15 protein-coding genes are annotated in these 13,677 nt (G+C 62.8%); 8 read left to right on the top strand and 7 right to left on the bottom strand.

Annotation, left to right across the window (positions count from 1 at the left end; translation table 11 throughout):
- Positions 1-51 precede the first annotated feature (51 nt).
- From ACYQ47_RS14315 to ACYQ47_RS14280, 8 genes are all read left to right on the top strand, one after another.
- On the top strand, positions 52-1,692 hold the full coding sequence (locus ACYQ47_RS14315) for an ABC transporter substrate-binding protein (RefSeq protein WP_250467864.1): 1,641 nt from the start codon (positions 52-54) through the stop codon (positions 1,690-1,692).
- A 73-nt stretch (positions 1,693-1,765) separates the two neighbouring features.
- The gene (locus ACYQ47_RS14310) at positions 1,766-2,806 is read left to right on the top strand and encodes an ABC transporter permease (protein WP_244831172.1); all 1,041 of its coding nucleotides are present in this window, start codon (positions 1,766-1,768) and stop codon (positions 2,804-2,806) included.
- Entirely contained in the window at positions 2,803-3,654 is an 852-nt protein-coding gene (locus tag ACYQ47_RS14305) for an ABC transporter permease (protein WP_250511705.1), read from the top strand. The genes ACYQ47_RS14310 and ACYQ47_RS14305 overlap by 4 nt, the downstream gene beginning before the upstream one ends.
- Positions 3,651-5,318 carry an ATP-binding cassette domain-containing protein gene (locus tag ACYQ47_RS14300; protein ID WP_459905748.1) on the top strand — a complete coding sequence of 556 codons (1,668 nt, stop codon included), beginning with the start codon at positions 3,651-3,653 and terminating at the stop codon, positions 5,316-5,318. Before ACYQ47_RS14305 ends, ACYQ47_RS14300 begins: the two co-directional genes overlap by 4 nt.
- The gene (locus ACYQ47_RS14295) at positions 5,315-6,241 is read left to right on the top strand and encodes an NAD-dependent epimerase/dehydratase family protein (RefSeq protein ID WP_459905747.1); all 927 of its coding nucleotides are present in this window, start codon (positions 5,315-5,317) and stop codon (positions 6,239-6,241) included. The genes ACYQ47_RS14300 and ACYQ47_RS14295 overlap by 4 nt, the downstream gene beginning before the upstream one ends.
- 23 nt (positions 6,242-6,264) lie before the next feature.
- Complete coding sequence (locus ACYQ47_RS14290) at positions 6,265-7,023, top strand: SDR family NAD(P)-dependent oxidoreductase (RefSeq protein ID WP_244831168.1); 759 nt, start codon at positions 6,265-6,267, stop codon at positions 7,021-7,023.
- A 47-nt stretch (positions 7,024-7,070) separates the two neighbouring features.
- Entirely contained in the window at positions 7,071-7,973 is a 903-nt protein-coding gene (locus ACYQ47_RS14285) for a polysaccharide deacetylase family protein (RefSeq protein WP_459905746.1), read from the top strand.
- Positions 7,974-8,044: 71 nt separating this feature from the next.
- A complete protein-coding gene (locus ACYQ47_RS14280) occupies positions 8,045-8,764 on the top strand; it encodes a GntR family transcriptional regulator (protein ID WP_244831166.1) in 720 nt (239 codons plus the stop codon).
- On the opposite strand, the gene ACYQ47_RS14275 is transcribed toward ACYQ47_RS14280, so the two are convergent.
- The 7 genes from ACYQ47_RS14275 to ACYQ47_RS14245 form a co-directional block, all read right to left on the bottom strand.
- A complete protein-coding gene (locus ACYQ47_RS14275; RefSeq protein WP_459905743.1) occupies positions 8,761-9,570 on the bottom strand; it encodes a hydroxypyruvate isomerase family protein in 810 nt (269 codons plus the stop codon). The genes ACYQ47_RS14280 and ACYQ47_RS14275 overlap by 4 nt on opposite strands.
- The gene (locus tag ACYQ47_RS14270) at positions 9,570-9,989 is read right to left on the bottom strand and encodes a RidA family protein (RefSeq protein WP_244831164.1); all 420 of its coding nucleotides are present in this window, start codon (positions 9,987-9,989) and stop codon (positions 9,570-9,572) included. The genes ACYQ47_RS14275 and ACYQ47_RS14270 overlap by 1 nt, the downstream gene beginning before the upstream one ends.
- A 12-nt stretch (positions 9,990-10,001) precedes the next feature.
- Positions 10,002-10,769: a transporter substrate-binding domain-containing protein gene (locus tag ACYQ47_RS14265; protein ID WP_250527169.1), complete on the bottom strand. Its 768-nt coding sequence runs from the start codon at positions 10,767-10,769 to the stop codon at positions 10,002-10,004.
- 75 nt (positions 10,770-10,844) lie between these two features.
- On the bottom strand, positions 10,845-11,573 hold the full coding sequence (locus ACYQ47_RS14260; protein WP_459905742.1) for an amino acid ABC transporter ATP-binding protein: 729 nt from the start codon (positions 11,571-11,573) through the stop codon (positions 10,845-10,847).
- Complete coding sequence (locus ACYQ47_RS14255; protein ID WP_244831161.1) at positions 11,570-12,244, bottom strand: amino acid ABC transporter permease; 675 nt, start codon at positions 12,242-12,244, stop codon at positions 11,570-11,572. The genes ACYQ47_RS14260 and ACYQ47_RS14255 overlap by 4 nt, the downstream gene beginning before the upstream one ends.
- Positions 12,241-12,933: an amino acid ABC transporter permease gene (locus ACYQ47_RS14250; protein WP_244831160.1), complete on the bottom strand. Its 693-nt coding sequence runs from the start codon at positions 12,931-12,933 to the stop codon at positions 12,241-12,243. Before ACYQ47_RS14250 ends, ACYQ47_RS14255 begins: the two co-directional genes overlap by 4 nt.
- 27 nt (positions 12,934-12,960) lie before the next feature.
- The gene (locus ACYQ47_RS14245) at positions 12,961-13,665 is read right to left on the bottom strand and encodes a substrate-binding domain-containing protein (RefSeq protein WP_250493902.1); all 705 of its coding nucleotides are present in this window, start codon (positions 13,663-13,665) and stop codon (positions 12,961-12,963) included.
- Positions 13,666-13,677 lie beyond the last annotated feature (12 nt).

Genomic DNA, 13,677 nt, shown 5'->3' with positions numbered 1-13,677 from the left:
CAACGGTTCCATCCGATCCCACCGGTCTCATCTTCACGCAAGGAGCGTGTCATGTCGCAAACCTACGACGCCAAGCCCGCGTCCGCATTGACGCGAGCGGGTTCCATCCAGCTTGCGCGGCTTATCGCGGCGGCCGCCGCGCTCGGCATCGGCGCGCTTGCCATGCCCGTCTTCGCGCAGAACAACAATTCGGTTCTGGTCGTGGCCGGGCCGCGCACGCCGGAGTCGCTGGATCAGGAATATCCGCCGACCGAAGCCAGTCACGAGGCGCGCCGCAACGTGTTCGAACGCTTGCTCACCTATGAGATGAAGCCGGGTGAAAACGGCGTGACCGTCGAGGACTTCAGCAAGCTCAAGGGTGCGCTCGCTGAAAGCTGGGAGACTTCGCCCGACAAGACTTCGATCACCTTCCATCTGCGCCCCGGCGTCAAGAGCTATGCGGGCAACACGCTCACCGCCGACGACGTCATGTGGACCTTCCAGCGCGGCTGGAATCTGAAGGCGACGTTCCGCTGGTACATGACGCAGGTGCTGAAGATCACCGACTTCGACACGGCCTTCAAGAAAATAGACGACCACACGGTGAAGGTCACGCTGCCGGGTTCGTCGCCGCTGATCGAACGGCTGTGGGTGAACAACGATCTCGGCATCATCGATTCGGTCGAGATCAAGAAGCACATCACGCCGGACGACCCGTGGGGATCGCGCTGGCTCGCGAGCCATTCGGCATCGTTCGCGCCGTATCAGGTCACGAAGTATTCGCCCGGCCAGGAAGTGGTCTACGAGAGCAACAAGAACTACTATCGCGGCGCGCCGAAGCTCACGCGTATCGTGTTCCGCGAGATGCCGACGTCGGCCAACCGCCTCGCGGCGTTGCAGGCGGGCGCCGTCGATGTGGCCGAATGGCTCGCGCCGCGCGAACAGGCCACGCTCGAAAAAATGCCCGGCGTGAAAGTGTGGAAGGTCTACGGCAACTACATTCAGCGCGTGGAAATGAACAACGCCGTTGCGCCCTTCAACAACGACAAGGTGCGTCAGGCGCTGAACTACGCGGTGCCGCGCGAGCAGATCCTCAAGTCCGTGTTCTACGGCACGGCGCGGCCCACCAAGAGCCCGGTATCGGAGATCTATCCCGCGTACACGGATCAGTACTACCACTACACCGAGGACCTCGACAAAGCGCGTGCTTTGCTGAAGGAAGCGGGCTACGAGAAGGGCTTCAAAACGCAGTTGGGCTATCCCACCGGCGACCAGACCGAGGAAGAACTGGCGATCATCCTGAAGACGGCTTTCTCGAAGATCGGCGTGGACGTGGAATTGCAGAAGCTGCCTGCATCGACGCTCGTCGAGCGTTATTCGAAGGGCACCATTCCCATGTACTTCTTCCGCGACATGGCTATCGTGCCGGATGCCGCGTACGTGACGAATCTCTGGCTCAACAGCGCGTCGCTCATCAACTATTCGCATTACAAGAATGCGGAAGTCGACAAGCTCATCAACGACAGTCTTTCGATGACCGACGAAGCCAAGCGCAAGACTTCGATGGAGCGCGTGCAGCAACTCGTGATGGGCGAAGCACCGTGGGTGTTCCTCATCAATCCGGGTTATCAGCTTGCCACGCGCGCCAACATCAAGGGCTATAGCTGGAACACGACCAACGGCAATACCTGGTACGACTTTTCCAAGAACTGAGGTCCTTACGCCGTGACGCCGCCGCGCAAGCCGGCGGCGTCTTCGCGGCGCGATCATCCTGAAGGAGTTCGCGATGTCCCTCTTCACCGCGTGGCGTTCGGCGCCGCGACCGCTTCGCATCGTCGTCGCGCGGATCGGCATTCTCATCCCGCAGATGTTCGGCGTGATGTTCGCGACCTTCCTGCTGATCCGCCTCCTGCCGGGCGACCCCGCGTTGCTCATGCTCGGCAACATGGCGACGCCAGACGCCATTGCATCGTTGCGCGAGAAGCTGCATCTCAACGGCACGGTGTGGTCGCAATTCGGCGGCTATCTCGTCGCGTTGATGCACGGCGACCTCGGCACCTCGATGTTCACCTCGAACCCCGTCACCGTGGATCTGCTGCAACGCGTGCCCGCCACGCTCGAACTCATCACCTATTCGATGATCCTCACCGTCGTGCTCGGCGTTGGAATCGCCGTGACCTCGGCAGTGCGACCGGGCGGACTGGTGGATCGCGCGAGCCGCGTCTACGGACTTGCCGCCGGCGCGATACCGGACTTCTGGGTCGGGCTCCTCCTCATCTACGCGCTCTTTCATATGGCGGGCATTGCGCCCGCGCCATTCGGGCGCGTCGATTCATTCGTCACGCCGCCGCCCACCGTCACCGGCTTCTACACCATCGACAGCGTGATTGCCGGGGACTGGGAAGCGTGGCGCTCGGCGGTCGCGCATCTGTGGCTGCCGGTGCTCACGCTCACCATCGTCAACATGGGCGGCCTGATGAAGCTCACGCGTTCGACTTTCGAGGGCATCTATCGCAGCGAGTTCATCCGCCATGCGCGCGCGTCCGGGCTTTCCGAGCCCATGCTCGTGCGAAGCGCGCTGCGCAACAGCCTGCCGCCCATCATCACCATGATCGGTTTTCTGTTTGGCTTCCTGCTTGGCGCGGCCGTGCTCGTGGAGACCATCTTCGCGTGGGGCGGCCTCGGGCAATACGCGGTGCAGGCCGTCATGAACAGCGACTATCCCGCGTTGCAGGGTTTCGTGCTCGTCGCGGCGGCCTTCATTCTGCTCGTCTACACGGCGGTGGACGTGCTCTACGGACTCGCCGATCCGAGGATCGAAATATGAAACCGATGAACGCGCTCTCCGCTTTTCGCCAGCGTCTCGACAAAGCGCTGATCTTCGGGCTTGCGCTGCTCGTGTTGCAGATCGTGCTGATCGTATTCGCGCCGCTCATCGCACCGCATTCGCCAATAGAAGCGGACCCGTCCAACATTCTGAAGGCGCCTTCGTGGCACTACTGGTTCGGCACCGATGTATCGGGCATGGACATTCTCTCGCGCGTGATCTACGCAACGCGCATCAACCTGCTGATCAGCGTGACGGCGGTGGCGATTGCCTTCGTGATCGGCGTGCCGATTGGTCTTTTCATCGGCTACTACCGGAATATGTTGAGCACACTCGTGATGCGCGTGTTCGACTTCATTCAGTCGTTTCCGGTGTTCGTTATCGGCATGGCGCTGGTGTCGGTCATGGGCCAGGAAATCTGGAACGTGGCGATCGTGCTCGCCGTGCTTTTCATTCCGATGTTCGCGCGCCTGATCCGCGCCGAAGTGCTCTCGTTGCGCGACCGCCCGTTCATCAGCGCGGCGCGTTGCAGCGGCGCGACGGACGCGGGCATCATGTTCCGCCACATTCTGCCGAACGCGATCACGCCGGCCATCGTGCAGGTTTCGATCAGCATCGGCATGGCGATTCTTCTGACCGCGGGTCTTTCGTTCGTCGGCGCGGGCGTGCGCATGCCGACGCCCGAATGGGGCTTGATGGTTGCCAACGGCGCGCAGCAAATGATTCTCGGCGTGTGGTGGGCGGCGCTCTTTCCGGGCCTTGCCATCATCGTGTCCGTGCTGACCTTCGCCATTCTCGGCGATGCCGTCAAACGTATTGCGGAACCCGTCTCGCGAGGTGAGCAATGAACGCGTCTTCGCGACCCGTGCTGCTGGAAGTCGAACGGCTCACCGTCTCGTTCGGCGATACTCCCGCCCGCCGCGTTCTCGATGAAGTGAGCTTCACGCTGCGCCAGGGCGAGATTCTCGGCATCGTCGGCGAAACCGGCGCGGGCAAGTCGGTGCTGGCGCGCTCGATCATCGACCTGTTGCCGGAGGGCGGACACATCGACGGCGGGCGGGTCACGCTCGCGGGGCAATCCGTGCTCGACATGCCCGCGCGCGAGAAGCGGCGCTTTCGCGGCGGCGAGGTCGCGCTGATCGGCACCAATGCAAAGATGCTGCTCGATCCGGTGGAGACGGTCGGCGCGCAGATCGTGCGCGTGTTGCGCGTGCATAAACGCATTGGACGTCAGGCGGCGTGGCGCGAGGCGATCGAACTCTTTAAGCAAGTGGGGATCGTGAATCCGGAAGCGCGCGCGCATGCTTATCCGCACGAACTATCGGGCGGCATGGCGCAGCGCGTGGTCATTGCGATGGCGTTGATCGCCCAGCCCAAGGTCTTGCTCGCCGACGACGCCACGCTCGGTCTCGACGCGACAATCCAGTTGCAGGTGCTCGATCTGCTCGCGCAGAAGGGCCGTGATCTGGGCCTCGGCGTCGTGATGGTCACGCACGATCTCGGCGTCGTCGCCAACTATTGCGACCGCGTGGCGATCATGAAAGACGGCCGGCTGATCGAGCTCGCTTCGGTCGGACCTTTTCTGCGCAGCCCGCAAGAACCGTACAGCCGCGAGTTGCTCGATGCCGCGAAAGCGCGCCCCGCGCCGCGCGAACCCGATCTGCGCACGGACGCCGACAAGGCCGCCGCGCGCCGTCCTTTGCTCGAAGTCGAACACCTGGTGAAGACCTTCGTCTCGGACCGCAATCATGCCGTCGTGCGCGCGATCGACGATGTGTCCTTCGCCATCGCGAAGGGCGAGACCCTCGCGCTCGTCGGCGAGAGCGGCTCGGGCAAGACGACGACCGGCCAATGCTTGTTGCGTCTGCTCGATGCGGACTCCGGCGTCATTCGCTTCGATGGCGTGAACACGCTCGATCTGTCGGAACGCGCATTCCGGGCCGTGCGACGGCGCATGCAGATGGTCTTCCAGGAGCCTTATGTATCGCTCAATCCGCGCTGGCAGGTCCGCGATCTGATTGCAGAGCCGTTCGCGCTCGGCGAGAAGCTCACGCGCGCCGACCGCGAGGCGCGCGTGCTGCATCTGCTCGATCTCGTGAATCTGTCGCGACGGCGCGCGACTGCATATCCGCATGAGTTGACGGCGGGCGAACAGAAACGCGTCGGCATTGCGCGGGCGCTCGCGGCCAATCCGGACTTCGTCGTCTTCGATGAATGCACGACCGCGCTCGATATTCGCGTGCGTGCGCAGATCATCGACCTCGTGCGTAATCTGCAGGCAGAGATGGGCTTGTCCGCCTTGTTCATCACGCACGATCTGAACTCCGTGCGCTCGCTCGCGCACTATGTCGCGGTCATGCGCAACGGCAGGATCATCGAAACTGGCGAGGCTGAAACCGTATTCGAGCGGCCGGTCGAAGAGTACACGCGCAAGCTCCTGAAGGCCGAGTTGCCGATAGAGGAAGTCGCAAAGACGGTTCACCATCTCGATGTCGCGGGAGAAAGACAATGAGCGTGCCGCAGAGAATCATCGTAACGGGCGCGGCGGGGCTCGTGGGCCGCGCGGTGGTCCGGCTTTTAAACGCGCGTGGCGATGAAGTCGTCGCGATGGATCGCAGCGGCGGGTTGCGCATAGACGATGTCACCGTCGCCGAATGCGATCTGCGCCACGTGCACGGACTGCATGCGCTGGCGCGCGGCGGCGTGTCGGGCGTCATTCATTGCGGTGCGTTTTCCGGGCCGATGGTCGCGCGCGATAACCCCGCCGCCATGTTCGACGTGAACATCGGCGGCACGGCCAACATGCTGGAAATAGCGCGCATACATGGCGCGCGCCGCTTCGTGTATTGCTCGTCGACGAGCGCTTATGGCGATACGCCGCCTGGTCCCGTCCCCGAAGACGTCGTGCTCGCGCCCGCCAGTCTTTACGGCGCGAGCAAGGTCTGCGGCGAGCAACTTGTCAGCGCCTACGCGCGGCAATACGGCGTGGATGGCGTGAGTCTGCGGCTGTCGTGGGTGTACGGCCCGCATCGCACGACCGACTGCATGATCCGCCGCATGCTTACCGACGCCATGGCGAAGCAGCCGACGCGCGTGCCGTTCGGCCTCGACTTTCATCGCCAGTACATTCATGTCGACGATGCCGCCGCCGCGCTCGTCGCCGCGCTCGATGCGCCGTCGCTGCCGCGCCGCACCTACAACATCACCGGTGGCGTGCGCGCGACGCTCGGCGAAGTGGCGGATATCGTACGCCGCGTGATGCCCGGCGCGGATATCGAACTCGCGCCCGGTCCCGATCCGCTCGACGAGAATCAGGAACGCTTCGACATTTCGGCGGCGGCCACGGACTTGGGTTACAGGCCGCGCCTCGAACTCGAAGCGGGCATTCGCGCTTACGCGCAATGGCTCGCCGAAACATCGGCCGAAACCGCATGATCGAATCAAGGAGGAGCATCAGCATGGAATCGTTCTCGCTGAAGGGCCGCACGGCGTTCGTGACCGGCGGCAACACGGGTATCGGCCGCGCCATCGTGCAACTGTTCGCGGCTCAGGGCGCGAAGGTCGGCATTTCGCATATCGGCGATGCAGCCGGCGCGCAAGCACTCGCCGACGAACTCGCCGCCAGCGGTGCAGAAGCCGCCGTGACCGAATGCGACGTCACCGATGCCAATGCCGTCGCGCGCCTGAACGCATGGAGCCGTGAGCATCTCGGCCCCGTCGATATTCTCGTGAATGCGGCGGGAATCAGCGGCGAGACGCCGTTCGTCGATCTATCCATCGACGAATGGGACCGCATGATGGCCGTGAATCTGCGTGGCACGTTCCTCGTCACCAAGCAGTTTTTCGCGGACATGATCGCGCGGAAGTACGGCCGCGTCATCAACATCGCCTCGCAACTCGCGTACAAGGGCACGTACGACATGAGCCACTATTGCGCGTCGAAGGCGGGCGTGGTCGGCTTCACGCGCGCGCTGTCCTACGAAGGCGCGCCGCACGGCGTGACCGTCAACGCCATTGCGCCGGGCCCCGTCGAAACCGCGATGCTCGCGAGCTTCACAAACGAATGGCGCGCGATGAAGTTCGCGCAGCTTCCCGCCGGCCGCTTCGGTGAAACCGGCGAGATCGCGCCCACCGCGCTCTTGCTCGCATCGGAAACGGGCGGCGCGTATTTCATCGGTCAGACGCTCTCGCCCAATGGCGGCGACGTGATGCTCTGAGCCCGTTCATCCTTTGGAAACACCACGACACGACACAGGAGTGCAGCATGGATCTCGATCGCGATTTCGTCGGTTATGGCGCGCATCCACCCAACGCGCGATGGCCCGGCAACGCGCGTATCGCCATCAACTTCGTGATGAATTACGAGGAAGGCTCGGAGCCTTCCATCGGCGATGGCGAAGCCGCCACCGAGACCTGGTTCACCGAATCGCACGGCTTGAACTCCGGCGTGCGCGGCCGCGATCTTGCAGCCGAAGGTCTCTTCGAATACGGCAGCCGCGTGGGGTTCTGGCGCCTCATGCGGCTCTTTCGGGAGCGCGGCCTGCCGCTCACCGTGTATGGCTGCGCGCTGGCGCTCGAACGCAATCCGCAGGCAGCGGAAGCCATACGCCATTCAGGCTTCGACGTGTGCAGTCACGGCTGGCGCTGGATCAAGCATTACGACCTGAGCGAGGAAGAGGAACGCGAGCATATTCGCCGCGCGATCGAGTCGCTTGAGCGCACGACGGGCGAGCGTCCGTACGGCTGGTATTGCCGCTATTCGCCTTCGGTAAACACGCGAAGGCTGCTCGTCGAGGAAGGCGGCTTTCTCTACGATTCCGACTACTACGGCGATGAATTGCCCTTCTGGAAGGTGGTTCAGGGCCAGCCGCATTTGGTGATACCCTACTCGCTGACCACGAACGACGGTCAGTTCGCCGGGTCGGTAGGCACGGCCAATCAGTGGTTCGAATTCATGCGCGACAGCTTCGACATGTTGTATAGCGAAGGCGCGACACAACCGAAGATGATGTCGGTCGGGCTGCATATGCGGCTCATCGGTCATCCGGCGCGCGCGGCGGGTCTCCAGCGTTTCCTCGATCATGTGATGAAGCACGAGGACGTGTGGGTCACGCGGCGTATCGACATTGCGAACCACTGGATCAAGGAACATCCGTTCGTGCGGTAAGCGGTCGGGCGAAGCGAGCCTGACCATCGGCATGTCTCTTTCGACATGCGCCAATCCATCAGACGCGGCACATGCTAAAAACCGTCGGCGAAACGCAGAAACTCAAGCCTCGCAAGACAGGCGACGGCGACAACACCAGCGAAGAGATTTACGAACAGATCTACGTGGCACTACTGGAGCATCGACTCGTGCCCGGCACGAAGCTCGCCGAAGAACGTCTGGCCAGTATCTTCGGCGTGAACCGGGCACGTGTGCGCGACGCGTTGAGCCGGCTTGCCTATGAACAGATCGTCGAGGTGTATCCGAAGAAAGGCTGGTTCGTCGCGAAGCCTTCGGTGGACCAGGCGCGCGATGTTTTCGAAGCGCGCAGGGTGATCGAACCCGCGGTCATTGCGCGGCTCACGCGCAGCATCACGCCTGACAAGCTCGCGCAAATGCGCGAGCACTTGCGGCTCGAAATGGACGCGCGCGAGCGTTCGGACAAGCGCGCGGTCATCCGGCTCTCGGGCGAATTTCACAATCTCGTGGCGACGCTCGCGGGTAACTCGTCGTTCACGCGCAGCGTGCGCGAACTATCGACACTGACGTGCCTCGTCATCCTGCTCTATAACGCGCCGATAACGTCGAGTTGCCGCGCCGATGAACACACCGCTATCGTCGATGCCATCGCCAAGGGCGACGGCGACAAGGCAGCGGAGTTGATGCTGCATCACCTCGATCACATTCAAAGCGCGCTCAATCTGGATGTGGTCGAGGAGGAAGTGGACTTGGAAGCGATATTCAAGCGCTAGGGTGCTTCTTTGAAGGCATTGAGCCACCCGAGCCCCGCGACCGTCGATTCACGAGGCCGATACTCGCAGCCAATCCAGCCTTCGTAACCCTGCGCCCGGATACTCGCGATCAACTCGTTCCACGGCATGTCGCCGGTGCCGGGTTCGTGGCGGCCGGGTGCGTCGGCAAATTGAATGTGCGCGACGTCGGGCGCGTACAAGGCGAATTGCTCGACGACATCGAGGCCGCTCATGCGGCAATGATAGGCATCGAAAAGCAGGCGCAACTTAGGTTGCGCGATCTCCTTCATCAACGCATGCGTCTCTTCGAGGCTGCGCAGAGCGTAGCCTGGTACGTCGATCTGATTGAGGCATTCGAGCAGCAGCGTGACGCCGCTATCGCGCGCCGCATCCGCAGCCCATGCGAGATTTTCGCGCAACGTATCGCGCGCCTGTTCAACGGGCACGCCGCCTGGCGCAAGTCCAGCCATCACGTGAATGAGCCCGCACTTCAGCGCCGACGCGTAATGCAGCGCACGCAACACGCCATCGCGATACCGCGCCCGTTCGCCGGGAATGCATCCGAACCCGTTACCGCCGATACTTCCAGGCGGCGCGGCGGGCGTGTTGATCAGCACTTGCCGAAGCCCCGTGGCATCGAGCGTCGCCTTGAGAATCGCAGGCTCGAACTCATAAGGCGACGCGTACTCGACCGCGCTAAAGCCCTGCTTTGCGGCCGCCTCGAAGCGTTCGAGAAAGGGCAGCTCCGTGAAGAGCCACTTGAGGTTTGCGCAGAACCTGAGCGAAGTACCGTTCGATGTCTGCATCACTTCAGTCCGACGATCAGCTCGACTTCCACCGGCGCGCCATGCGGAAGCTGCTGCACGCCGATCGCGCTGCGTGCGTGGCCGCCGACTTCGCTGCCCAACGCGTCGATGAGTACGCGCGAGGCCGCGTCGATCACCTTGCCCTGCGCCGTGAAGTCCGGCGAGCAGGCAACGAAGCCGGTCAACTTGAGCACGGCCGCGATCTTCTCGCGCGAGCCGAGCGCGCGCTCCAGCGCCGCGAGACACGCATGCGCGCAAAGCGCGGCCGCGGCTTCGGCGTCGGGCATCGCAATCTCTTCGCCTACCTTGCCGCGATACTTCAGTTCGCCCGCCTCGCGCGGAAGCTGTCCGCTTACGAACGCAAGATTGCCGAATAGCCGTACCGGCGTGAGCAGGGTGGAAGCATTCGATGAATTCATGTCACCGCCCGTTCAATAAACGCTGCGCGAAATGTCGATTCCGAAATACTTCTTCCAGACCGCGTTGAGCTTGCCGTTCTGAAGATTGCTCGCAACCCACGTATCGAGCCAGCCTTGCATGGCGGCATCGTTTCGCTTGAGGCCGATGGCGAGCGGGTCTTCGGCCACTTGGAACTGATACTCGAAGTTGGATGCGGGGCTCGTCTCTTTGACGGCAAGCGCATCGGCGAGCGCAGCCACGAAGATGCTCTGCTGACCCGACGACACCGCCGTACGCTCGGTGGCCTCGTCCAGATAGCGGACGATGTTCACGTCCTTCACGCCCTTGTCCTTGATCGCCGCAACGAGATCCAGATCGGCCGTGGTGCCGCGCGCCGTAGCCACCGTCTTGCCGGCAAGACTCTCGACATCCTTCAGCGTGTTCTTGCCCGGCGCGACGACGAAGATCGGCTCGGTGGCATACGGGCGGCTGAAGCCGATCACCTTCTTGCGTTCATCGGTGACGGAGAACGACGCAACGACGATATCCGCCTTGCCCGTCAGCAAGAACGGAATGCGGTTGGGTCCGTTCACGGGGACGATATTCAGCTTCACGCCGAGGTCGTTCGCAATCAGGCGCGCGATATCGAGGTCGGTGCCGGTCTGCACGGCGTTCGCGTCGATCATGCCGTAAGGAGGATGTGTGAAGTCGATACCCACGTTGATGCTGCCGCGCGACTTGATGTCGGCGAGCGTGTCGGCGCTGGCCGCGCTACTAAGCGCGCATAAGGTCAAGGTCATTGCAAGGAATCGGGTCCAGCCGCGCTTCAGGTTCATTTCGCGTGCCTCTGGTTCAAAGATTGATGAGTAAAAGAGTTACAGCCCGTTGCCTACGAAAATTTGAAGCTCGGCGGTTCTGGGCGCTTCGAGCATCGCGCCGCTACCCGCTTCCCAAACCACGCCGTCGTTCATAAACACCACTTTCTGCGCGACCGAACGCGCAAACGCCATCTCGTGCGTGACGATCAGCATGGTCATGCCATCGCGCGCAAGCCGTTCCATCACGCGCAGCACTTCGCCGGTGAGTTCGGGATCGAGCGCGGATGTCACTTCGTCGAACAGCATCACGGCAGGTTGCATGGCGAGCGAACGCGCAATCGCCACGCGTTGCTGCTGACCGCCCGAGAGTTCATGCGGATACGCCGATGCACGCGCGCCGAGTCCCACCTGATCGAGCACGTGTGCCGCGAGTTCGTCAGCGGCGGCGCGCGCGAGACGGCGCACCTTGAGCGGCGCGAGCGTGATGTTCTGCTTGACGGTCAGATGCGGAAACAGGTTGTAGCTCTGGAACACGATGCCCACGTCGAGCCGCAATGCGCGCAGGTCCACTTCCGTATCGCCGAGCTTGCGCCCGCATACTTCCAGCGTTCCGCCAGTGATGCGTTCGAGGCCGTTCACGCAGCGTAGCGCCGTGCTCTTGCCGGACCCCGAGCGGCCGATGAGCGCGACGACTTCGCCCTTGCGCACATCGAGATCGATACCCTTCAGCACTTCGGTCGAACCGTAAGCCTTGCGCACGCCCTTGAAAGTGACGATGTTGTTCATTGCGTCGAATCCTTGCCGAGTCTCGCACCGAAGCGGCCCATGCGTTCCAGCCGGACACTCATGCGCGCCACGGGATAACAGAGAATGAAATACACGCCAGCCGCGAGCGTGAAGATGACGAACGGCTCGAACGTGGTGTTGTTGACCATGCGCGACGTGTAGGTCAGCTCGCTCATGCCGATGACGACCGCATACGACGTGTTCTTGATGAGCGCGACGACGAAGCCAACTGTCGGTGGCACCGAAATGCGCAGCGCTTGCGGGAGGATCACGTGCACCATGCGCTGCAGATACGAGAGCGCGAGCGACTCTCCCGCTTCCCATTGCGTGGCGGGCACGGCGAGAATCGCGCCTTTCCATATCTCGGCGAGATAGGCGCCGGCGTTGACGGCGAGCGCGACGGATGCGGCAATGACCGGCAACACGTCGAAGCCGAAGAGCCCGATGCCGAAGTACACGACGAACATCGCGACAGGCAGCGGAATGCCCTGCATCACGGTGACGTAGGCGCGGCCGAGCCTCAACGCAATGCCGCGTCCCGACACGAGCAAGAGCGCCACGGGCAAGCCGATGATCGCACCACCCACCGCTCCCGCGACCGACAATTCGACGGTGGCGAGCGTACCCTTGAGCATGTAGGCGAGCTGGGCGTCCGTGAGGTTGAAGATCATGAACGTCCTCCGCGCGCACCCGCAAGACCCAGACGCGGAAACATGAACGCGCCTGCCGCAAGCAACGCCCAGCGCAACGCGCTGGCGAGCGCCAGATAAGCGAGCGCGATCACCATGTACGCCTCGAAACCACGAAACGTGATCGACTGAATCAGATCGGCAATGCCCGTGAGTTCCTCCGCCGATATCTGCGACATGATGGAAGTGGCGAGCATCATCAGGATGAACTGGCTCACGAGTGCGGGATACATCTTCTCCACCGCCTGCGGAATCTCGACATGCCACAACACTTGCCGCCGCGACATCGCGAGACACGACGCCGCTTCGATCTGGCCTTGCGGCACCGCTTCCAGCCCCGCGCGCATGATCTCCGCCGTGTAGGCGCTGACGTTGACCACGAGCGCTGCAATGGCTGCCTCGAACGCGGGTACGTGCAACTTGATCGCCGCGAGCCCGAAGAAAATCCAGAACACTTGCAGCACGAGCGGCGTGTTGCGGATCACCTCGACATACGCGCGAATGGCACGCGAAAGACCGGCGCCGCCATGCAGACGGCCCACGGCGAGCGCCACGCCCAAGGCGAACCCTGGCACGGTCGCGACGATGGTCATGCGTATCGTCAGCCAGATGCCGTAGAGCAGATCGCCCCAGTACTGCTGCAGGAAGCTGAAATCGAATTGATAGTTCATGGCCGGCGGAAGGCTGTGGCTGCTGAATTAATCGAGACACTCGAGGCCGAACTTCTCGTAGGCATCGCGTGCGGCGGGCGAATCGAGTGCGAAGAGCAAGGCTTCGGTTTCAGGCGTTTCGTCGGCACCCGCGAAGGCGGCGATGGAGAAGCACGTGTACGACTGCACTTCCTCGGGCAGCGGACCGGCGATCTTTACGCCCGACACCATCGCAAGTTCGCTGAGTTGTTGAATGGCCACATCCGCATCGCCGCGTGTCACGCATTCGCCCGTGAATCCCTTGGGGATGACGGTCGCGTTCGTGTCGATCTGCTGCGCGATTCCGAGCCGCCCGAGCAAGGTCGCGAAGTAGACGCCGCTCGCGCCGCTGCGCGAATACGCAACGGACTTGGCCGCTAGCAGACAGCGCTTCAACTCGTCGACGGTGCGAAGCGGCGGCACAGACGCATCGCTCGCGACCGCCACGCCTATCCCGGTACGCACGATTGCACGCGCCCCGCGCGGGCTCAGAACACGTTGCGCGATGAGATCGTCGATGGCGGAGGTCACCGCGACCATCACGCTCGCACGCTCGCCACGCACGATGCGTTCGAGCAGCACGTTGGTGGGATCGAACGTCGCGTTCACGGAAAAGCCGTGGTGCCTCTCGAAGGCGGGCAGCACGCTTTCCGTGAGCGCGCCTTTCACGGCCAGCGTGCTCATGAGCGTAAGCGGCCTTGTCTCGTGGATCATCGGTTAGCTCCT

It is taken from the genome of Caballeronia sp. HLA56 (genome assembly GCF_054655155.1).
The sequence above is the reverse complement of the archived record's forward strand: the minus strand, read 5'-3'. Positions and strand labels throughout refer to the sequence as shown.

What these genes read in the sequence shown, in the direction of transcription:
- ACYQ47_RS14310 (WP_244831172.1), top strand. Translation starts at nt 1,766, where the DNA reads ATGTCCCTCTTCACCGCGTGGCGTTCGGCGCCGCGACCGCTTCGCATC.
- ACYQ47_RS14275 (WP_459905743.1), bottom strand. Translation starts at nt 9,570, where the DNA reads ATGCAGACATCGAACGGTACTTCGCTCAGGTTCTGCGCAAACCTCAAG.
- ACYQ47_RS14280 (WP_244831166.1), top strand. Translation starts at nt 8,045, where the DNA reads ATGCTAAAAACCGTCGGCGAAACGCAGAAACTCAAGCCTCGCAAGACA.
- ACYQ47_RS14265 (WP_250527169.1), bottom strand. Translation starts at nt 10,769, where the DNA reads ATGACCTTGACCTTATGCGCGCTTAGTAGCGCGGCCAGCGCCGACACG.
- ACYQ47_RS14250 (WP_244831160.1), bottom strand. Translation starts at nt 12,933, where the DNA reads ATGAACTATCAATTCGATTTCAGCTTCCTGCAGCAGTACTGGGGCGAT.
- ACYQ47_RS14260 (WP_459905742.1), bottom strand. Translation starts at nt 11,573, where the DNA reads ATGAACAACATCGTCACTTTCAAGGGCGTGCGCAAGGCTTACGGTTCG.
- ACYQ47_RS14300 (WP_459905748.1), top strand. Translation starts at nt 3,651, where the DNA reads ATGAACGCGTCTTCGCGACCCGTGCTGCTGGAAGTCGAACGGCTCACC.
- ACYQ47_RS14305 (WP_250511705.1), top strand. Translation starts at nt 2,803, where the DNA reads ATGAAACCGATGAACGCGCTCTCCGCTTTTCGCCAGCGTCTCGACAAA.
- ACYQ47_RS14245 (WP_250493902.1), bottom strand. Translation starts at nt 13,665, where the DNA reads ATGATCCACGAGACAAGGCCGCTTACGCTCATGAGCACGCTGGCCGTG.
- ACYQ47_RS14285 (WP_459905746.1), top strand. Translation starts at nt 7,071, where the DNA reads ATGGATCTCGATCGCGATTTCGTCGGTTATGGCGCGCATCCACCCAAC.
- ACYQ47_RS14295 (WP_459905747.1), top strand. Translation starts at nt 5,315, where the DNA reads ATGAGCGTGCCGCAGAGAATCATCGTAACGGGCGCGGCGGGGCTCGTG.
- ACYQ47_RS14270 (WP_244831164.1), bottom strand. Translation starts at nt 9,989, where the DNA reads ATGAATTCATCGAATGCTTCCACCCTGCTCACGCCGGTACGGCTATTC.
- ACYQ47_RS14290 (WP_244831168.1), top strand. Translation starts at nt 6,265, where the DNA reads ATGGAATCGTTCTCGCTGAAGGGCCGCACGGCGTTCGTGACCGGCGGC.
- ACYQ47_RS14315 (WP_250467864.1), top strand. Translation starts at nt 52, where the DNA reads ATGTCGCAAACCTACGACGCCAAGCCCGCGTCCGCATTGACGCGAGCG.
- ACYQ47_RS14255 (WP_244831161.1), bottom strand. Translation starts at nt 12,244, where the DNA reads ATGATCTTCAACCTCACGGACGCCCAGCTCGCCTACATGCTCAAGGGT.